Source organism: Luminiphilus syltensis NOR5-1B (assembly GCF_000158175.1).
Taxonomy (GTDB): domain Bacteria; phylum Pseudomonadota; class Gammaproteobacteria; order Pseudomonadales; family Halieaceae; genus Luminiphilus; species Luminiphilus syltensis.
This window is the reverse complement of record NZ_DS999411.1, coordinates 73,107-93,648: the sequence shown is the minus strand read 5'-3', so window position 1 is coordinate 93,648 and position 20,542 is coordinate 73,107. Positions and strand designations below refer to the sequence as shown.

Sequence of the window (20,542 nt, the reverse complement as noted above, 5' to 3'; positions counted from 1 at the left end):
CAATCAAGTGCGTGCTGAGGGTGTACGTCGTATTGCCATACTCAGCGACGAGCCGGAAAAGTACCGCGATAAAAGTCAGTTCCCGAACGATGTTTCCTTTCACCACCGCGACGAACTCGATGCGGTGCAGCGCGAGTTGCGAGAGGTGGCAGGAGTATCCGTACTAATCTATGACCAAACATGTGCCGCGGAGAAACGGCGCATGCGAAAGCGCGGTGATTATCCGGATCCAGACAAGCGCATGTTCATTAACGAGGCTGTTTGCGAAGGTTGCGGAGATTGTTCAGCACAGTCGAACTGCCTTTCAATTTATCCGCTGGATACAGAGTTGGGGCGCAAGCGCAAGATTGACCAGTCATCCTGCAATAAGGATTTCTCTTGTGTGAAAGGCTTTTGCCCCAGTTTTGTCACTGTAGAAGGAGGGCGTTTGAAGAAGGCGCCGGCTCTCGGCCACAGTGACGATTTCACAATGCGGGTGGATGCTTTGCCCACTCCTGAACCGCAGTCGCTGGAGCACAACTTCGACCTGTTGGTAGCGGGCATTGGGGGCACAGGTGTGGTGACGGTGGGTCAGTTGATCACCATGGCGGCTCATCTGGAAGGCAAGGGAGCGAGCGTTTTGGACTTCACCGGATTTGCCCAGAAGGGTGGTGCGGTGATAAGCCATGTGCGAATTGGCTCCTCGCCGGAAACCCTGCATCAGGTGCGTATTGCAGATGGTCGTGCCGACGCAGTGGTGGCCTGTGACGTTGTGGTTGGTACCGATCCGCGTTGCATCAGGGTGCTGGCAAAAAATCGTACCCGGGTGCTGGTTAATCACACCGAGATACCCAGTGGTCAGTTTGTGCAGAATCGCAATGCCGATATTCACATCAATGAACGCATCGATTCCCTCCGCGGTGCGGTGGGTGGGGACAGAGTAGAGATCGTACAGGCGAATGTGCTGATGGAGCGGATAATGGGTAACACGGTCTACTCCAATGTGTTCCTGCTGGGCTATGCATGGCAGCGCGGTCTTATCCCTGTTTCACTCAAAGCGCTTTTGAAAGCGATTGAGCTGAACGGTGTAAACATAGAGGAAAACAAGCGGGCACTGTCCTGGGGTCGACTTTCAGCTGAAGAGTGTTCTTATGTCACCAGGGCTGCGGGTCTGATGGACGAGCCGAAACCGGCGAAATCCCTGGAAGAATTGATTGCGCACCGCGCGAATTTGTTGGTGGCTTACCAAAATGAAGACTACGCGCAAAAATACCGGGACTTTGTGGCCAAGGTACAAGATTGCGAACAATCAGTAAGCCCCGACGGTCAGGCTCTTACAGATTCGGTGGCAAAGTACCTCTACAAGTTAATGGCGTACAAAGATGAGTATGAAGTAGCCCGACTGTATACCGACGGTGATTTTCTGAGGAAATTGGGCGAAACCTTCGAGGGCGATTATCAGTTGACGTTCCATATGGCGCCGCCGATTTTTAATCGAGAGCTCGATGCGGACGGTCGCCCCAAGAAGCGTCAGTTTGGCTCCTGGATGATGGTTGCGCTGAAAGTGCTGGCAAGGTTCAAGTCAATTCGCGGCTCTGCAATAGATCCCTTTAACTATTTTGCTGAACGGCGCGAGGAGCGGGCTTTGATAGGTGATTATCGGTCACTCATTGAAGAGCTTATGAACGGCCTGAATCAAGATAACCTTGCCGTGGCCGTTGAATGCGCAACACTGCCGGATCAGGTACGCGGATATGGACCGGTCAAGGAAAAGTCCATTATTAAGTATCGGGAGTTGCGTGAAGCATACCTGCACCGCTTCCATAATCCATCCAGCGTGGTACAGATACAGGAGGTGGCCTGAATCGGCGAGGCGAATAACTATGTATGAAAAATTGGAGTCGCTGCCCGCCGATCCGATTTCGGGCCGCTCCTCTGCGTTCGCTGCCGTGAATAACCCAAACTGAAGTGGTTAACTGATTTTGGACACTTTCTTAGTTGGTGTTGGACTGATCTAGGTTTCCCGGACGCTTGTGGCCTATTTTCGGGTTTAGATAAGGCTGGCCGGAGTAACCTGTTCTGCTCATTAATGTGCCTGTTTTTTATCAGTATTCGTTTACCACATCGATTAGGATTTGCATTCTTCGATGCAGGGGCCGCTCTCACCGAAGCGGATAGCCGATTTCAGCGGCCGCTCGACCAAAAGCCTCAATGGCCATCTGCACGTCGTCGTCAGTCAGTGCAGCCGACATCTGGGTGCGGATGCGCGCCTTATCCCGGGGTACCACCGGGAAAGAGAATGCCACCACATAAACGCCTTGAGCGAGTATTGCCTCGGCTAATTGGGTCGCCATGGCCGCGTCGTGGAGCATTACCGGCACGATGGGGTGATTCCCGGGCAGCAGCTCAAAGCCGAGTTTTTCAAGGCCTTGTCGGAACGCCGCGGTGTTGGTTGTCAGACGCTGACGCAGCTCGGGTGACTCGGTTACCAGGTCGATGGCCTTGATTGCACCGGCCACCACCGGCGGCGCCACCGTATTGGAAAACAGGTAGGGTCGCGAGCGCTGCCGCAACAAGGCCACGACCTCCTTTTTAGCCGCAGTGTAGCCGCCACTGGCACCACCCAGGGCCTTACCGAGAGTACCGGTAATGATATCCACCCGATCCATGCACCCGCGGTGTTCATGGGTCCCGCGACCATTTGCACCGATGAAGCCGGTGGCATGGCAATCGTCAAAGTGCACCAGGGCGCCGTACTTTTCCGCGAGGTCACACACTTCGTCCAGGCGGGCGATGTAACCGTCCATGGAGAACACCCCATCGGTAGTAATCAGCTTGAAGCGGGCACCATCGGCATCCGCTGCCTTGAGCTGCGTCTCGAGGTCAGCCATGTCACTGTTCTTGTAGCGATAGCGCTGGGCCTTTGACAGGCGCACCCCGTCGATAATACTGGCGTGATTGAGCTCGTCGGAAATCACCGCATCCTCAGCGCCGAGCAGGGTCTCAAACAAGCCGCCATTGGCGTCGAAACAGGAGGGATACAGAATGGTGTCTTCGGTGCCCAGAAACGCACTTATCTTGTCTTCCAGTTGCTTGTGCAGGGTTTGGGTGCCGCAGATAAAACGTACCGACGCCATGCCGTAGCCCCATTCCTCCAGGCCTTTAGCAGCGGCAGCATTGACTTCCGGGTGCTGTGCCAAGCCTAGGTAATTGTTGGCGCACAGGTTGAGTACCTCGCCTCCCTTCACCCCCACGTGGGCGCCCTGAGGTGAGGTAATCAGCCGCTCTTGCTTATACAGACCGGCTGCCTCAATGCCCTCCAGTTCCTGAATCAGGTATTCGCCAAAACGATCGTACACGCGCTGCTCCTCATAAATCCCAGTTGAGTATAACTTTGCTGGCTTCCCCGCTGTTCATAACATCAAAGCCTTGCTGGAACGCGGTGTAAGGCAGGCGATGGGTGATCACCGGTGAGATGTCCAGGCCGGAGTCGATCATCACCGACATCTTGTACCAGGTCTCATACATTTCCCGACCGTAGATCCCCTTTAGGGTCAGCATGTTGAAAATGACCTTGTTCCAGTCGATGGCGGTATCCTCGGAGGGAATGCCCAGGATCGAAATCTTGCCGCCATGGCACATGTTGTCGATCAACTCGTTGAAAGCCTGGGGGTTGCCCGACATTTCCAGCCCCACATCAAAACCTTCTTCCATACCGAGGCTTTTTTGCACGTCGGCGATACGTTCACGGGTTACATTCACCGTCCGGGTAGCGCCCAGCGTTTTAGCCAGCGCCAGCCGTGAGTCGATGACATCGGTAATGACCACGTGGCGGGCGCCGGCGTGTTTGCAGACCGCCGCGGCCATGGCGCCAATGGGTCCGGCGCCGGTAATCAGCACGTCCTCGCCCAGCAAGTCGAACTGAAGGGCGGTATGGGTGGCATTGCCAAATGGGTCGAACAACGAGGCCACGTCGAGATCGATGCCTGGGTTGTGCTCCCAGACATTGGACATGGGGAGGGCCACATACTCGGCAAAGGAACCGGGGCGGTCCACACCGATACCCGAGGTCTGGTTGCACAGGTGGCGGCGACCCGCCATGCAGTTGCGGCAGCGGCCGCACACCACGTGTCCTTCACCGGAGACAATTTGTCCCGGGCGAAAGTCATTGACGTTGGAACCCACCTTGACAATTTCACCGACAAACTCGTGGCCAACTACCAACGGTACGGGAATGGTTTTCTGAGCCCACGCGTCCCAGTTGTAAATGTGCATGTCGGTGCCGCAGATGGCGGTGCGCTTGACCTTGATCAGGACGTCATTGATCTGGACCTCGGGCTCAGGAACATCCTCCAGCCATATTCCCTCGCGTGCTTCTTTCTTGATCAGTGCTTTCAACAGAATTCCACTAGGGCGGATAACTTTCCGCTATGCTAGACGGCAGGTTTTTTATATACAAGAAACATTTCCTTTATAGCGGATTTTTTATGTCCAACTCTGAACCAGCAATCGATCCCGCTGCTCTTCGGCTTGGGCAGCGAGTGGTTGAAATGCGCCAGAACAACGGTCAGACCCTGGACCAACTGGCGTCAGCATCCGGGGTGTCGCGCTCCATGTTAAGTCAGATCGAGCGGGGTAAGGCCAACCCCACCCTCGCGGTGACGTATCGTATTGCTCAGTCCTTTGGGCTGAGCATTGGAGAAATGGTCGATGACCCGAGCCTGGGTTCACCGATTGAGGTGGTGCATGGCAGCGATCCGGGCAACCTGTTTCGCGACGATGAGGAATGCCGGATTCGCACCCTTTCTCCATTGCATATGGAAAAAAATGTCGAATTCTATGAATTGGTGTTGGCGCCAGGTGCTGCCCTGAGCAGCGCACCGCATTTTGTTGGCACCCGGGAGTTGCTCACGGTAACCGCCGGCCGGGCCGCCGTTGTGACTGAGGCCAGCGAGTCGGCTCTGAATGTTGGCGATTCGGCTTACTACCGAGCCGATGTGGCACACAGTGTGAGCAATCCTGGCTGCGAACAACTTCGGGCCTTTCTCGTGGTCACTTACAGTTAGTGCCTGATATGGCAAACCAAACGCAGCCTGAGTGGATTCAGCCTACGCAGTACCGCGTCAAGGGCGTAATGCTCGAAACGAGCGTAAATAGCCATCACAATTGCAAAGAAACCGCCTTGGGTGGTCGGGCGATCGATGTATTCAATACGCCGGTCAATGCGGTCGAATGTTAATGGGTGGTGTAATCACAGGGGTCGATTTACTCGCTACTGCGGTGTTTGCGGTCAGTGGGGCTTTGGCCGCAGCTGAAGAGCGTAACGACATACTAGGCTTCATTCTGTTCGGAACGATCACTGGTATCGGTGGAGGGACGCTACGCGATCTGCTGCTTGGTGCTGACTCTGTTTTCTGGCTCTATCAGAACGAATATCTATGGGTGTGCTTGGGAGCTTCATTAGCAACCTGGTTTTTAGCCCCGCAGTTCAATTCTTTGCAAAAACTGTTGCTGTGGGCCGATGCGGTGGGAATGGCGCTATTCAGCGTGCTGGGCGCGGTAAAGGCGATCCAGTTGGGCGCGCCCGCTGTTGTGGCGATTGGCATGGGTGTGATGTCGGCAACTTTTGGTTCGCTGATTCGCGATACGTTTCTTAACCGCACGCCCGTGTTACTGGCGCCCGAGATCTATGTCACAGCGGCGATGGTAGGTGCGGTCAGTTACACCCTTTTGGCATTTTTCGAGGTGGTGGAAGCGATCGCCCTCCCACTGGCAATACTTTTCGGTTTTGGGTTGCGGGCCTGTGCGATTATTTTTGACCTGAGATTGCCTAAATATGGTGATGGACGGTGAGCTAAACGCCATGCGGCTTGTTTGCAAGGTAGCTCTGGGCCATGGCGATGCTCCGCGATAGCACAACGGCTGCAACGCCATTCTTGGCGCCGGAAGTTGATTGACGGGTGGTTGCTTTGCCGACCGCTCGGCGCATCAATGTTGCGTCGACAAGTATTAACCGATGACATTTCCAAAACGGTCGTCGAGACGCGGTTTTGAATCAGCTCCTCTAGCTAACAATTTCAACCAATAGCGATAGTCTGGATGCTGACGAGGTGCCTACGTGTCTCTATCCTGAAGCTTCGCAATTTTTCGGCGCAAGCCGGCAGGGAGAATCGTATGGAATGGCTGGATCGCCCGCTGGGGCCCATGCGCATCCGCGCTTGGGGACTGCTCGCAAATATGATGGCGAACGCGCTGGCACTGTATGGGTTGTCCCAAGTGCTGAGCAACCAAGGCGGCCACGTGTTGCTAGCGGTGGGCTTTACTCTATCAGTGCTATTTATCGCTCTGCTCGCGGTGCCATCAGAATGAGGGGTCAATCCATAAACGCATGTACTTTGAAACTTAAGGGCGTTTTTGCGGCGGCATTGCTGCTTGCGGGCAGCGCGCTTACAGCGGCCGCTGGAGCAGGGGTCACCGCAGTAACCGGTGTCACAGTCATCCCGATGGACTCCGAGCGCTCTATACCGAATCAGACGGTGGTTATCGCTGATGGACGCATTGTTGCGATAGCCGAGGCGGGCACTGTAACGCTGCCCGTCGGCGCTGACCGGATAGACGGCGCAGGCCGATACCTCATGCCCGGCCTTGCCGATATGCACGCGCACATTTACGGGTTCAACAATGAGGAAGAAGAGGTCGCGTATACGCCTGTGGCTGAGGCCCAGCTTCTAAATTACGCAGCCACCGGCGTAACGTTGGTGCGCGATGCTGGGGGTAGTCCCGGACATTTCTCCTATCGCTCCCGCGTGTCAGCAGGAGACTGGATTGGTCCGGACCTCTTCGTAGCCAGCCCGATTTTTGAGGGCGAGCGCAACGTCTGGGATTTTACGGTGAAAGTCACCGACCCCTCGGCGGTAGAGCCCCTAGTCGCGGATTACGCTGAGACTGGTTACTGGGGCCTGAAAATCTACCACACGACCTCTTCCGAAGTGTTTGACGCAATCATGGCCTCGGCCCAAGCGCACGAACTACCGGTTATGGGCCATGTGCCTTTTGATGTGGGTATTGATGCCACATTAGAGTCAGGGATCAGCTCCATCGAACACCTGCGCGGCTACGACTTCGATGGCGTGCCGGTGGCCAGCCTCTGGGCAGATGGCGGACGCTCGCGGGAAAGGTTCAGCTCCTGGAATCGAATGACACTTGAGCGTCGCGACGAGTTGGTGAGTAAAACCGTTGCCGCTGGCGTTTGGAACGTCCCGACCCTGGCGGTTAACCGAATGTTGTTCGACCCGGCGACCCGCACCAGGGTGATTGAGCATCCACGTTTTACGCGTTTGCTGCCGGCTATGCAGCAGGGTATGCAGGATCTGGCCGGGCTGGATGCAATCTTCTCTGCCGAATCACGGGATGCGCTGGGCGAGGCTTATCCGGTAATGCTGGAATTCATCAAAGCGCTGAGTGACGCCGGGGCCGGCCTCATGACCGGCACCGATTCAGCGGTGCCTGGCTATGTGCCGGGCTTTACGGTCATTGATGAGATCCAAAGCTTTGCCGAGGCCGGCTTGACGCCCTTCCAGGCGCTGCAGGCATCCACCATCGCGCCGGCGCGGTATCTGGGGATTGCGGATGACCGCGGGACTGTCGCCGTGGGCAAGCGTGCTGATCTGGTGGTGCTCAATAGTAATCCGCTGGAGGATCTCTCGGCGCTATGGGACTTGTCCGGGGTGTTTCTGAATGGCCGCTGGCACAGTCTCGCTGACCTCGAAGCAGCTATGGATGAACAAAGCGCGGTGGCAGCAGAGTGAGCGCTGCCGCGTCTCTGTTAGGGGTACACCGTATTGCCCGCGGCGGCGGGCGTACGCTGATGGTCGATGACCGAGCGTTCCTCAACTTTGCCGGCTGCAATTATCTCGCGCTGGGTGATCGCCCGGAAATGCGGGAGGTAGCGCGGAAGGCGATTGACGACGGCGTTCCGTTCTCGCGCTACCTGGTGCGCGATTACGGCGGCTATGACGAACCTTTCGAGCGGGTTGAGGCCGCGGCTGCCGCATTTTACGGCACTGAGGCTGCTGTATATCTGCCCTCGGGTTACCTGATTGGCGCTGCGGGTTTTGCCGGTCTGAGGCCTGAGTACGACGTGCTGGTGCTCGACGAAATGGCGCACTGGTGTCTCGCCGATGCCGCAACGCTCAGCGACGCAGCGGTTAAGACCTTTAGGCACGCCGATTGTGACGATCTTGAGCGCGTCCTGAATGAACTCGAGGGGCAGCGACCTCTGGTGGTCTCTGATGGTGTTTTTGCTACCACCGGCGAGCTACCGCCGCTGGATCGCTACTACGCCCTTGCAGAATCCCGGGATGGTCACCTGTTTGTCGACGAGTCCCACGCGGCCGGGGTCGTCGGTCCCAATGGTCGCGGGGCTATTGACCACTTTGGCCTGGGCGAACGGGCACATGTCGGCACGACCTTAAGTAAAGGTCTTTGCGGCCAGGGTTCGGTGTTTGTCGGCAGTGATAAGCAGGTGGCCCTGGCGCGTGCCAATCGGGCGCTGCGCGGGTCATCACCGGGCTCCCCCATCTCCGCACTCGTTTCAGCGACGGCGATGGATATGGTCCGTGAGACACCGGAGCTCTCAGCATTGTTGCGCGACAAGGCATCGTCACTGCGAAAGCAACTGCAGGCACTGGGGCTTGATATTGTGGATACACCCGCTTCGATCATAGCCTTTGCGGAAGGTGATTTTGAGCACATGCGCGGGCTGCAGAGTGCGCTTTTTGATGCAGGCATCTACGTGCTGCACAGTAACTACATCGCCGCCGGGCCCGGGGGCATGATTCGTCTGTCGGTGTTCGGAGATCATACCGATGAAGACTTCCAGCATGTTTGCGACGCGATCTATCGTTGGCGTAGCGCCAATCCAACATAAAAACTCAGCAACAGGGCGGTAACGTAATGAGTAATGCACCCGAGGGCACGCCGGCACACTACGGCAATCGTATTTACCCGCTGGCCGACGCTATCCCGGTGGAGCAGCTCGACGCAGAGGCAGATTTACTCGACGCTCTGGCCGAAAAACCGCTACCGATACGCTTGTTTGGTTACCTGAAACTTGGTGGGCCGGGATTTATGGCCGCCGCGGCTACGCTGGGTGCCGGCACGCTGACCTCGGCCATGCTTTCTGGCGCAGCGTTCGGCTACAAGCTGCTGTGGGTGACCTGGGTGGCTATGCTGTCGGGATTGTTCATGATGGCAGCGATGGCCCGCTTTACCACTCACGGCGGTTTTCGAGTGATGCAGAAGCAGCGCGAGCGCCACGGCTGGTTCATGGCGAAGGTCCTCACCGGAGCGATCGGGCTGCTCGCCGTTGCTATTGTTTTTAACTTCGGCCAGGTCGCTCTGGGTACCCATCTCATTGAGTCAGTCGGCGAGCGCGTGGGTTTGCATCTGCCCCAATCCTGGAATTGGCCACTTTACGTGGCGCTAACCGCCTGGATCTCGCTGCGCTACGGTCGCGGCAGCCGTGGCGTGGTGTTTGTCGAAAATTTCATGAAGGGTGCTTTGGTGCTCATGGTGCTTTGCTTTGGCGCATGCCTGGTGGTGGTCGGCGTGGACTGGCCGGCAGCCTTGCACGGCTTTTTTATTCCCTGGCTGCCCAGCGGACAACAAGGCATCGACATCTTTATTGCCTCATCCGCGGCTGCCATCGGTGTCGTCGACTGGGTGTTTTACCACTACGCGGGCCTTGCCAAAGGCTGGGGGCCGAAACACGAAAAACTGGCCCGCATGGATACGATCGTAGGCCTGGCTCTTCCGTTTGTCGTTGTTTCGTTCATCGTCGTGTCGGTGTTTGCGGCAACGCTCTATGGCAAAAGCGATCTTCCGGAAACCGCGGCCGCGCTCTCTGCCGCACTGGTGCCACTCCTTGGTGAGCAGTTTGCGGCGATCGCATTCATGATCGGGTTTCTGGCCGTTCCCGTGACCACCTCGGTGATCCTGGGCGTGGTCAGCGCCATTGGCATGCATGAGATTTTTGAGTGGGAGCCGGATGTCAGCAGCCTGCGCTGGAAGCTCTGCATTCTCCTGCCTCAGATTGGCCTTTTTGGTGCGTTTCTGCCGAGTCCGATTCTGTTGATCATCGTCATTGCTGCGCTGCTGTCCGTTACCAACAACGTGGTTGGCTGGTCGTTCTTCCTCCTCCTGAATGACCGCGAAGTTATGCACGAGAACCGTTCGAAGTCCTATATTTGGAACCTCGGCATTCTCGTTCAGGTCACGCTGCTGAACTGCGTGGCGATTATCTGGGTGTTCAACCGTATGGAGCTTTGGTAAAGCCGGGGCCCGCAGAGGTGTGTTTCCCGCTGTGATTCGCATGCGATCTTCTAAAGATGTGAGTGATTTATCGAACAAGGTATAGGTATGAGTCTTCGTTTCCCGGGCGCCCGCTATCTTTCGGTGGTACTGCTGTCCAGTCTTTTCTTGAGTCCATCCACCGTGTTTGCTTCAGCTGAAGGACTGGATGAACCCCAAACCGTGCCATTCGCAAAGGGGCCTTACGAAGTGCGGGTAGAACGCAGTCACTTCATTCCCATGCGCGATGGCGTACGCCTCTCTACAGACCTCTATTTTCCCGAGGGCCATGAGGGCAAGCTGCCGGTCATCATGGAGCGCACCCCCTACGACAAGGCAGCGCGTCGCAGCGCCAACCCCGACGATCCGATATCATCGGCCAACCAGGCCTATTATTTTGCCAGTCACGGCTATGCGGTCGCAGTGCAAGATCGGCGCGGCAAGTTCGAGTCAGAGGGTGACTATGTCGTTCTGAACAATGATGTTGAGGATGCGGCTGACACTCTGGACTGGTTTGAAGAGCAGGATTGGTTCAGCGGTTCGGCCTCAATGATTGGCTGCTCAATTCCGGGAGCAAACACGATCAAGGCAGCGCAGACCCTTCATCCCGCCCTCAAATCGATTGTCCCCCAATCGGCAGCCACAGGCCATGGCACGGCTGGCGGCACTATGGCCAAGTTCTGGATTCGGGGCGGGGTGCAGAATCTGACGATCCCCTTGTGGACCCATTACTTGGGTTCCAAGTTGTTTTTTCGGCCGCCTCATAAACTGAACCGAGACGACTATCTGGCGATCCGTGATTTTTTTGAGCCCGCACCAGACGTGGGGTCAATGGCCGAGCTGTTTGATGAGCAGGGCAATGTCTCCAAGCAGTGGAAGGATGCATTAATGCATTTGCCGGTTGTCGAGATCGACGATGTGCTGGACTCTCCGCCGACTGATTGGGACAATCTTGCGACCCGGGGACCCTTGGATCCCTGGTGGGATGGGGGCGATTACTTAGAGGACGACACCACAGTTGATGGTGCGGCGCTACACATCAACTCCTGGCATGACTATGGCGTTAACGAGACCTTCCTGCAGTACCAGCATTTTAAAAACCGGGCGGAGTCAACCTGGGCGCGAAACAACCAGTTTGTCATTGTCTCGCCACTGTCGCACTGCAACGCAGAGACCGTCACCTCGGCCGCAGTGTCCGGTGATCGCGAATTGGGTGACGCGCGCTTTGATTTTTGGGGGACGTATCTAAAGTGGTTTGACTACACGTTGAAAGGTCTCGATAACGGCTTCAGTGACATGCCAGCAATTCAGTACTATTTGCCTGGGGCGAATGAGTGGCGTGCCGCTAACGAGTGGCCACTTCCAGGCACCCAGCGAACTAAGGTGTATTTAAGCAGCGATGGCTCGGCAAACACTCGGCTGGGTGATGGTCGACTGGCATTCGAGCCCCCGAAAGCAGAGAGTAGGGATATCTACACTTATGATCCTGCAGACCCGGTCTACACAGGACTGAAAGCGGTTCAGCAAGGCGCGTACGAGGCATCGGCCCTTGAAACGCGCGAGGACGTGCTCGTATACACCTCCGAGCCCCTCGATGATGCACTCGAGATAACGGGGAGCCTGCGGGCGAAAATATGGTTGTCTACTGATGTTACTGATACCGATCTTGCCGTCAGGCTTTTGGATGTTTTCCCCAATGGCAAGGCCTATCCGATTCAGGAGGGCTATCTGCGTCTTCGCTATCGTGAAGGATTTGACCGAGAGGTGATGATGGAGCCCGGTGAGCTCTATCCGATTGACCTGGACATGCTGGTGGCGGCAAACCGTTTCAATGTCGGGCACAGAATTCGCATTGAAGTGACGAGTTCTAACTTCCCCAGCTATGGGCGCAACTTAAATACCGGCGGAGATAATGCGCGGGACTCAGAATATCGGCCGGCTAGGGTGACGATTTTTCATGGGCCTGAGGCAGCGTCCTACGTCGAGCTGCCTGTGATTCCGCAGCCGAGAACGACAGTGCAAACACACTGACACGTGGTTTCTTAGGAGTATCCAATGACTAAAGGTTGGAGAATAGCCAGCTTCGTAATGCTGACATTGACAGCGCGGCTGGGAATGGCTGATACATCTTACGCCGTAACCACAGTCGAAGATCTGCGTGAGCAGTTCCTGGCCAAGGTTACCGCACACCGTAAGCTGAATGTAGAGATGCGCGATGGTGTTCATCTTTCGACGGACGTCTACATACCAAAAAACACTACGGGCAAAATACCGGCCATTCTGAATCGGCTTCCTTATGACTACGACCCGCTCCCGGCATTCCGTCTTGCGTGGATGATGAAAGCGATTGATCGCGGGTACGCTGTGATTCTCCAGAACGAGCGTGGTTTATTTTTCTCTGAGGGTGACTACGAGATTCTCGGGCGACCGCAAAAGGACGGGTCCGACATGCTGGACTGGATCGCCGAACAGGAGTGGTCGAATGGAAAAGTGGGACTCTACGGCTGTTCCTCTTCAGCCGAATGGCAGCTGGCTTTATCCGCCACAGATCATCCGGCACTGGCTGCGATAGTGCCCGCCGGCGCAGGTGCGGGTATCGGTGCAGTCGGCCCCTACACCGAGCACGGTAATCTCTATCGCGGCGGCGCGGTGCAGTTATTATTTTCTGCCTGGATGTATGACTATATGCAGCCGGGCATGCGCCCGCTCTTCCCTGCGGCCACGACGCCAGAGCTGCGAGAGAAAATTTCAAAATGGTACGACCTGTCTCCGTCTGTGCCTCCGGCTGATTGGGGCGAGGTTTTTAAAACGCTGCCGATCAGCAAGATCAACGATGAGGCCGGTATGGCCAGCGCCACCTGGGAGGAACTGATCAATCGCGATCCTTCATCTGGCGAGTGGCGTCAAGGTGGTTTGTTTTACGCGGACACCATGCAGATCAACACGCCTGCGCTCTGGTTAAACTCCTGGTTCGACATTTCCGTCGGCCCGAATCTTGCCCTGTTTAATCATGCCCGGCAAAACTCCAAACGCGCTTCCTCAGAGGCTCAATACGCGGTAGTGGGACCCAACCTTCACTGCAACTTCTTTGATGATGACGTCGGCGAAGTCGGGGACCGAGAATTCGCGAATGCCGATATCGGCGCTTATGACCTGATTCTCGACTTCTTCGACCATTTTATGAAGGGCGAGAGCAATGGTTTCAACAGGAATGTGCCTCCTGTTCAGTACTACGACATGGGTAATGAAATATGGGTCGAATCGGAATCCTGGCCACCGACGGATGCTGAACCTCATGTCTTCTACCTCGAGTCCGGAGAGGGTGCCAACAGTTTGTTCGGTGACGGGGTTCTCCAGAGGAAAACGCCGGCTGATGGGTCTGATAGCTTCACCTTTGACCCAATGAACCCAGTGCCTTCAGTTGGCGGAGACGCGTGCTGTATGGGGCCCGACTACAAAGACGGTATGCGTGACCAGCGAGCCGTTGAAGCCCGGGCGGATGTTCTCGTTTACACTAGTGAGCCGCTGGAGCACGATTTGAAAGTAGCGGGCGAGGTCAACGTGACTTTGTATGTTTCTTCCGACGCAGCGGATACAGATTTCACGATAAAGCTCGTTGATGTGTTTCCCGATGGAGCGGCCTACAACATTGACGAGAACATACAGCGGGTCAGTTGGCGTGACGGATATGAGGCGCAGGCACCCGCAATGTCAGAGGGTGAGGTTTATCGTGTGACATTTGCCCCAATGAATACGGCCAATACTTTCAAGCAGGGTCACAGAATCAGAGTCGAAGTCTCGTCGTCAAATTTTCCCCGGTTTTCGCGAAACATGAATACTATGACGCCGCATTATGAGCAGGAGGATCCTTTTGTCGCGCGCAACAGCGTTTACTTTGGGGAAAAGTATCCTTCGCAGGTTTTATTCGACGTCCGAGGGGGCAGGACTACGGCACATGAGAGGGTCTACGGCTGGCAAGTCCTAGGTTTGAACTCGTCGCTGTAACTCGGTCGCCGAGATAAGCCCTTCTTTTAGCATGAACAGACTTCTTTGAATGGTCCGTTAGCTCAACGAGGGCAATAAGGCGTCCGCCCCCAGTACGGTGAACATTGTTTCTCTGAAGCGCAAGTCAAGGCGCTGCCGTGGCGTTTCACTGGCGAAGTAATCGATGGTGCCCGCTTTAAGTCCTACCGCTTTTAGTATTTCTTTCAGGCGCATTGCTTGCGGCCCGCAAAACGTCAACCGGTCGATGGATCCCGCAGACTGCTTGGCACCGGGATGCTGCGTCTCGTTTGCCCAACTGATAAAGAAGGGCAGATGGCAACCGAGGTCGTCATCTGCTGTCATCAGTAGTTTCCAGTTTACTGTCAACCCATCGGGTGTCTTGCGACTTCCGTGTAATATGTCGCTGCAGGTGACCCCGGAGCTAACCAGGATGTCTCGCGTTCCCGACAGATCATCGGTGCGCAATGCCCACCAGCAGAAAGCGGGAGCCGTTAACTTTTCACATTCGTTACGCGCCACCGAGCGTGCGCTCTGCGTTGCATCCGGTGCGATCAACTCAAGGTAGGTTTCACCGGTCAGTGAAACCAGCGCGTTGCAGGTCCCGCGACCCGGGTGTGAACCGCCAGGCTGTGGCTTGACGCCGGTGCAGTTTTCAAACCAGAGATTGGCGTCATCTAGAGATGGGCAGCCGATAAGCACGTGATCGATCTCGCAACTCAGTGTCATGGAATGAACAAATCCTTTTTTCAGGCAGTACCTTAGCTGGCGTCTTTCGCTAACAACGCATCTAGCTGCGCCGCCAGGGCTCTTCGATCGACCTTCCGTGTGCCTCCAAGCGGCATAGCATCGAGGATAATCACACGCCGGGGATGGGCAAAGGCCGGGCCATTCTCAAGACTGAAGTGCTTGATAGCCTCCTCGTTACTTACGGCGCCGGGTGTCAGAACTACAAAGGCCGCTGGGGCCTGGCCTTTTGTGGTGTGGGGCATAGGTATCACCGCTGCCTGAGAGACGGCGGGGTGCTTTTCCAGCAGCGCCTCTACCTGGCCCGGGTAAATATTCTCGCCGCCACAAACGAACATGTCGTCCTCGCGACCGACGAAGTAAAAGAAGCCGTTTTCATCGCGCCGCATGATGTCGCCGGTTCGGTACCAGCCCGCCGCAAAGGCTTTGGCATTGGCATTCGGTCGGTTGAGATAACCCGGCGACACCGCAGGAGTACAGAGCTCCAGCGGACCCTCGACATCGGAGCCGTTGCTAAACCGCCAGTCGATATCGGCAACGGGATAGCCAACGCTGGTAGGCGGGCGCTGCAGCCCCCCCGGATGGTCGCGGAAAACAATCGGCCCGGCTTCGGTTGTACCGTAGCTGTTGCGGATTGTGGCCTCAGGAAAAAGCGTCAGCACCTGTGCTACCAATGAATCCGACACCGGGGACGACCCCAGAAACGCCTGCGTCACGTGCTTCAGCGCCTCCTTTGAGGGTCGATTGCTCAACTGCGCGGCAAGAGCAAACATAGTTGGCACGCCGGTAACATACCCGATACTGTTTTCGGCGATGACCTGCAGCCAGGTGGCCGCGTCGAAACGGGGCATCAGGTGTATGGCCATCCGATTGGAAAGGGCCATGGTGGTAAGGAAGAAGCCGTTCATGTGGTAAAGCGGTGTCGCCACGGCAATACGCTCAGGTGTTTCGCCCTCAAGGTTGTTGAAGTAGTGAGTCAGCGCCCAGCACTGGCCGTGGTGTGTCAGAGGAACTCCTTTAGGGGCGCCCGTCGAACCGGAGGTATAGAGCACTTCAGCAATGTCATCCGGCCCGGGGTCAAAGCAGCTGAAGTTGGCCAGATTTTCGTCTGCTGCAAAGACACTGTCGTCGTCAAATGAGATAAGCCTGATATTGGTGGGCAGGCCGGTTAAATCGGCGTCGTGGAAACACAGGCTACAGCCCGCATCCTGAATTACGTGCTCGCGGGTCGCTTCGGGAAGTACAGGGTTCAAGGGTACCGCGACCGCGCCAAGCCGCATGGTGGCCAGGTAAGCAAGCAGATAGGGCAGACTGTTGCCACCCAGGAGCAGCGCGCGTTCCCCCGGTTTGAGCCCCGCTTGCTGCAGACGGTTGGCCACCGTATTGATGCGCGCATCCACCTCGCTGGCAGTCAGGCGTTCCAGTACCGCACCGCACTCGTCGAGTGCAATCAGAGCTTCATTGCTTGCCCGGGCTGGGAGGCGCAGGCAGTCGCCGAGGTTGGTAAACGAAGCGACGGAGCTGTTCATCAGGCGCTCAGGGCTTGAGCAAAATTTTACCGAAGACCTCCCGATCTTCGATCATGCGCTCGGCCTCAGCTGCCTCGCTGATGGGCAGCTCCACGTCCACCACTGGATCGAGTCGGCCCTCGGCAATCAGCGCCACCAGTGCCTCGAGATCGCTGCGCTTCCAGCCGTCTGAACCCAACATCTTGTGCTCATAGCTCCACCAGTAGCGTGCGTCGACCTGTAGGTCGTAACCGGCCGTTGCACCGCAAGTGAGAATACGGCCGCCCAAAGAAACGCAGCGCTGTGTAGCAGGCATGGTGTCTCCACCAGTAAAGTTAACGGCTACCGTAACGCCGCCGCTACCATCTAAGCGTGGCTTGCCATAAACAGATTTCACGCCGTCGAGGAACGGTGTTTCTACATAGTTATGAACGTGATCAGCGCCAATATCGCGCAGGCGCTGCAGCTTCTGCTCACTGCTCGCACACGCCAGCACCTCGCAGCCGCGCAGCTTGGCTATCTGCACACAGGCCGCGCCGACGCCGCCGCTGGCACCCAGCACCAGGACCTTTTCGCCCTCGGTTACGTTGCCGATGGTGACCATCATTCGCCAGGCCGTGCCGTAGGCTAATGGCAGGCTGGCGGCAGCCTCGAAACTGACACTGTCGGGAAGTTCGATAAGGTTTTCCGCTGGCACGGCCACCTGTTCTGCACGGCCACCGTCGACGGTTTCCCCGATCATGTGCGGCTTGCCATCGTGGAAATAAACCGGGTCAACCAGTACACGCTTGCCCACCCAGCTTTGATCGACGTCACTGCCCACCGACGCTACGGTGCCGGCGATATCAGAGCCGACCACGACGGGTAGATCGAGGGTAATGCCTGGCATGCCCCGCCTGGTGAATACGTCGTGGAAATTGACGGCGCACGCTGCGACGTTCACCACCACCTGGCCAGTTCCAGCCGTCGGGGTGGGATGATCGTCGCGAAACTGCAGCATCGAGCGGTCGCCGTGGGCGACAGTGAGTGTGGCTTTCATGGGAGCTCCTGCGGGGCAACACGGATAATGGTGACCGTCATGCAGATTACCTCGACCATTGAGGGCTCGCTACGTACAACGGTTGAAAAACTATTGCCGAGGGCTTTCGCGCTTTCGAGGTAGCTTACTATCTGCAATTATGAACATAAGGAATTCAACCGTCAGGGCAATCTTTCCTAAGGTTACTGTTGATAGCCTTAAGATAGAGTAGGTGGTAGGAAGTTCAGACGCTGCTCGCGGGAGCGGCCGTCCGCAGCAGGCGTTTTCCAACGAAGCAATACATAAACAAGGTTATTAAGAATGACATTATCGTTTGGTCCTTACGAACTCCGACATTGGACAGCCGCACTGTCGCTTGCTCTATTTGCGACCGCCGGCGCCAGCGCCGATGCACTCTTGTTCCGTGATGTAAATGTCGTCGACGTACGCAACGGACGCGTGCTCGAGGGTCGTGCCGTTCGAATCGAGGGCGAGCGCATTGTTGACATTGTGGCCGATAGCGAGGTTGCGGTTGATTCGGAGGATGTCGTCATTGATGGCGGTGGCTCATACCTGGCACCGGGTCTGATGGACATGCACTATCACCTGATGGTGGAGGAGCATGCGACGCTCAATATGCTGAGAGGTGTGACTACGATTCGGAATATGTGGGGTAATCCCCAGACTCTGGCTTGGAAGGCCGCCGTCGAAGAGGGGACCTTAGCCGGTGCCCGAATCATCACCGCCGGAGCTGTTATCGACGGATCGCCGGCAATTCAGGCTGGTCCGGAACTGACGGACCCCGAGGGTGCAGAGCTGTTTGTACTCGGGCAGAAAAGAGCGGGTTATGACTTTGTTAAAACCTATTCCCGACTGACGCCGGATGTGTTTGCGGCCATCCTTGATGCGGGCCGCAGACACCACATGCAGGTAGCCGGCCATGTTCCCCAGGACGTACCTATGCTGGACGCCATCCGCGGCGGGATGCGTACGTCTGAGCATCTGGCGGGTGTACTTTGGGCTGTCGCCAGAGATCGCACACTTGCCAACCCGAGCCTTGCCGCCTTCGATGATAGGGCCAAAGCGCTGTTGACGAGGATCGCCGCCGGTGAAGTTTCCACGGACGATTACATTGACACCCAGCGTGTACAGGAACTCGCCCGAGTAGCCCGTAAGGAGGGGCACTGGTTTGTGCCGACGATCCGCGTTATGCGGAACTTCACCACCGACCCGGTGCCGTGGATGGAGGGTATCGAGGGGTTTTTTAAACCTTCCATGAGGCCGTTTATAGGGATAATGAAGCAGGGCAGTATAGCGGAGACGTATTTCGAGCTTTCCGAAGCCGAGCAACGCGCGGAAGATATTCACCTGAGACTTCAGCGAGAGGCACTGCTGGCGCTCCATGAAGCGGGAGCGCCCATTTTGGCAGGCACCGACAGTTACCCTGCGGGCGCTGGCTGGGTTCTGGTCGACGAAATGCTGTCAATGCATAAACTGGGGATTCCCGTGGCGGATGTGATCCGTTCCGCGACTCTGGAACCTGCTCGCTATCTGCAAATGGAGGGCGAACTGGGTGAAGTACGGCCGGGGGCGATTGCCGACCTTGTTTTATTGTCAGGCAATCCACTGCAGGATCTGACCGTACTAAAGGCGCCCCGGAGCGTCGTCAAGGCAGGTCAATTGTACTCCGAAACGCGCATAAATGAGATGCTCGAGGATATCGAGACGTCCCTTACCGCGAAGACTGACTGAGCGAATCAATCCGCTCATGATTCTCCTCGAAGCGCCTGGGGTGTTTTGCCGTAATGCTTACGTATAGCCTGAGTGAAGCTGGCCGGGTAGCTATAGCCGACACGATAACCAATCTCCGAAATGGACAGGTCTGTGTTCTCGATCAGTAGCAGGCCGTTCTCCATACGCTGCTGGATGATGAACCCCTGAACGGTAGTCCCAAAGATTTCGCGGAATCCTAGCTTAAGTTTGGTGGTATTGATGCCGACGAGCCTTGCCAGTTCCTGAATCGATGGCGGCGCTGCATAGCTCGCTCCAAGAATACGGTGGGCCTCGTGGATGCGCGAGACATCCCGCTGTGACACACGGTTGGCACCGGTATTGGGTATGGCCTTGCTACGATACTGCTCTATCACGGTGACGAGAATTTCCAGCGCTCTGGCGCCGAGGTAGAGCCGGCGCGTATTGGCAGAAAACCTGTCCCGCGATTCCACCATTTCCCGGGCCAGTCCGATCAGTGTATTTGGCGCAGTAAGCTTGTAATGGCTATCCGGCAATTCATCGCGCTCATAGAGCGAGAGGAAGGGGTCTTGCAGCACGCTGCTATCGAGATGAAGCAACTCCAGTACCGGCCGCGATAAATGGATGCACACGCTCTGGAATGGCTCGTCGACGGCGTCCAATTGATAGGGGATTTCGCGATGACCGCTGAACGAATTGATGGTGCAGTCCCCGGGACCACTGAGGATCTGTCCGCCGGTGTCAAGCATCCGACCTGATAAGGTCAGCCGCACTTTAAGCACTTTGTCGTCGGGCCAGTGGGTGTCAATTCGTTGTCGGTATTGGGCATCGGCGATGGAGACCAGCAGTCCATCCATAATATAGAGCATATCCCAGTAGCCGCTGCCCTCGTCACGGCTGAGGTAATGGCGCGCCCCGCAGGGGTTAAAGCCCGTATTTGTCCCCATACTCTGAGGTGAGCCGACGATCAGTTTCCGACCCGCGGCGATTCCTGCCTGTTCAATAGGGTTCTTCTCGAATACCGTCTTGCGAATCTGGTCAAGCCGGGCGCCGGTCACCACCAGTGGCGTCGATGGAAATTCTTTTTGCGATACGCCGCTCTTAGCAATGACTTTCTTCATGCGTTGCCTCGCCCCTCTCTGCTGTCTTTGCATCATGCCTTCTTATATAAGCATTTCAACCGTTA

16 protein-coding genes are annotated in these 20,542 nt (G+C 56.5%); 10 read left to right on the top strand and 6 right to left on the bottom strand.

Translation table 11 applies throughout. The features are described 5' to 3' along the window. The coding region (locus NOR51B_RS00360) for an indolepyruvate ferredoxin oxidoreductase family protein (RefSeq protein ID WP_154647694.1) at positions 1-1,843 on the top strand (1,843 nt) is incomplete at its 5' end. A 298-nt stretch (positions 1,844-2,141) separates the two neighbouring features. Here the strand turns inward: NOR51B_RS00360 and NOR51B_RS00355 are convergent. Together NOR51B_RS00355 and tdh are read right to left on the bottom strand one after the other, a co-directional pair. Further along, the gene (locus NOR51B_RS00355) at positions 2,142-3,338 is read right to left on the bottom strand and encodes a glycine C-acetyltransferase (protein WP_009020466.1); all 1,197 of its coding nucleotides are present in this window, start codon (positions 3,336-3,338) and stop codon (positions 2,142-2,144) included. A 10-nt stretch (positions 3,339-3,348) separates the two neighbouring features. Continuing rightward, positions 3,349-4,377, bottom strand: a complete 1,029-nt coding sequence (gene tdh / locus NOR51B_RS00350) for an L-threonine 3-dehydrogenase (protein WP_009019722.1) — start codon at positions 4,375-4,377, stop codon at positions 3,349-3,351. Positions 4,378-4,466: 89 nt separating this feature from the next. Between tdh and NOR51B_RS00345 the strand changes: the two genes are divergently transcribed. The 8 genes from NOR51B_RS00345 to NOR51B_RS00310 all read left to right on the top strand — a co-directional run bounded on the left by NOR51B_RS00345 (position 4,467) and on the right by NOR51B_RS00310 (position 14,334). After that, the gene (locus tag NOR51B_RS00345; protein WP_050759374.1) at positions 4,467-5,045 is read left to right on the top strand and encodes a helix-turn-helix domain-containing protein; all 579 of its coding nucleotides are present in this window, start codon (positions 4,467-4,469) and stop codon (positions 5,043-5,045) included. Positions 5,046-5,217: 172 nt separating this feature from the next. Continuing rightward, positions 5,218-5,832: a trimeric intracellular cation channel family protein gene (locus NOR51B_RS00340; RefSeq protein ID WP_009019641.1), complete on the top strand. Its 615-nt coding sequence runs from the start codon at positions 5,218-5,220 to the stop codon at positions 5,830-5,832. Between the two features lie 321 nt (positions 5,833-6,153). After that, positions 6,154-6,348 (top strand): hypothetical protein, encoded by a 195-nt coding sequence (locus NOR51B_RS15475; protein WP_040481431.1) that lies wholly within the window; start codon positions 6,154-6,156, stop codon positions 6,346-6,348. A 26-nt stretch (positions 6,349-6,374) separates the two neighbouring features. After that, on the top strand, positions 6,375-7,787 hold the full coding sequence (locus tag NOR51B_RS00330; RefSeq protein WP_009021501.1) for an amidohydrolase family protein: 1,413 nt from the start codon (positions 6,375-6,377) through the stop codon (positions 7,785-7,787). Beyond that, on the top strand, positions 7,784-8,908 hold the full coding sequence (locus NOR51B_RS00325; protein WP_009020793.1) for an aminotransferase class I/II-fold pyridoxal phosphate-dependent enzyme: 1,125 nt from the start codon (positions 7,784-7,786) through the stop codon (positions 8,906-8,908). Before NOR51B_RS00330 ends, NOR51B_RS00325 begins: the two co-directional genes overlap by 4 nt. A 26-nt stretch (positions 8,909-8,934) precedes the next feature. Then, positions 8,935-10,311, top strand: a complete 1,377-nt coding sequence (locus NOR51B_RS00320) for a divalent metal cation transporter (RefSeq protein WP_009020829.1) — start codon at positions 8,935-8,937, stop codon at positions 10,309-10,311. 87 nt (positions 10,312-10,398) lie between these two features. Continuing rightward, positions 10,399-12,360, top strand: a complete 1,962-nt coding sequence (locus NOR51B_RS00315) for a CocE/NonD family hydrolase (RefSeq protein ID WP_009018968.1) — start codon at positions 10,399-10,401, stop codon at positions 12,358-12,360. Positions 12,361-12,384: 24 nt separating this feature from the next. Beyond that, positions 12,385-14,334, top strand: coding sequence for a CocE/NonD family hydrolase (locus NOR51B_RS00310; RefSeq protein WP_081443850.1), 1,950 nt, complete (start codon positions 12,385-12,387; stop codon positions 14,332-14,334). A gap of 57 nt (positions 14,335-14,391) precedes the next feature. On the opposite strand, the gene NOR51B_RS14745 is transcribed toward NOR51B_RS00310, so the two are convergent. Genes NOR51B_RS14745 through NOR51B_RS00295 form a run of 3 tightly spaced genes read right to left on the bottom strand, consistent with a single transcriptional unit; the run spans position 14,392 to position 17,625 of the window. Further along, positions 14,392-15,060, bottom strand: a complete 669-nt coding sequence (locus NOR51B_RS14745; RefSeq protein ID WP_009019698.1) for a VOC family protein — start codon at positions 15,058-15,060, stop codon at positions 14,392-14,394. Between the two features lie 32 nt (positions 15,061-15,092). Continuing rightward, complete coding sequence (locus NOR51B_RS00300; protein WP_009020922.1) at positions 15,093-16,607, bottom strand: class I adenylate-forming enzyme family protein; 1,515 nt, start codon at positions 16,605-16,607, stop codon at positions 15,093-15,095. Between the two features lie 7 nt (positions 16,608-16,614). Beyond that, positions 16,615-17,625, bottom strand: coding sequence for a zinc-binding dehydrogenase (locus tag NOR51B_RS00295; protein WP_009019727.1), 1,011 nt, complete (start codon positions 17,623-17,625; stop codon positions 16,615-16,617). Between the two features lie 300 nt (positions 17,626-17,925). Between NOR51B_RS00295 and NOR51B_RS00290 the strand changes: the two genes are divergently transcribed. Beyond that, positions 17,926-19,356: an amidohydrolase family protein gene (locus NOR51B_RS00290; RefSeq protein ID WP_009020853.1), complete on the top strand. Its 1,431-nt coding sequence runs from the start codon at positions 17,926-17,928 to the stop codon at positions 19,354-19,356. A 14-nt stretch (positions 19,357-19,370) separates the two neighbouring features. Here the strand turns inward: NOR51B_RS00290 and NOR51B_RS14740 are convergent, their stop codons facing one another. Next, positions 19,371-20,477 (bottom strand): helix-turn-helix transcriptional regulator, encoded by a 1,107-nt coding sequence (locus NOR51B_RS14740; protein ID WP_009019627.1) that lies wholly within the window; start codon positions 20,475-20,477, stop codon positions 19,371-19,373. Positions 20,478-20,542 lie beyond the last annotated feature (65 nt).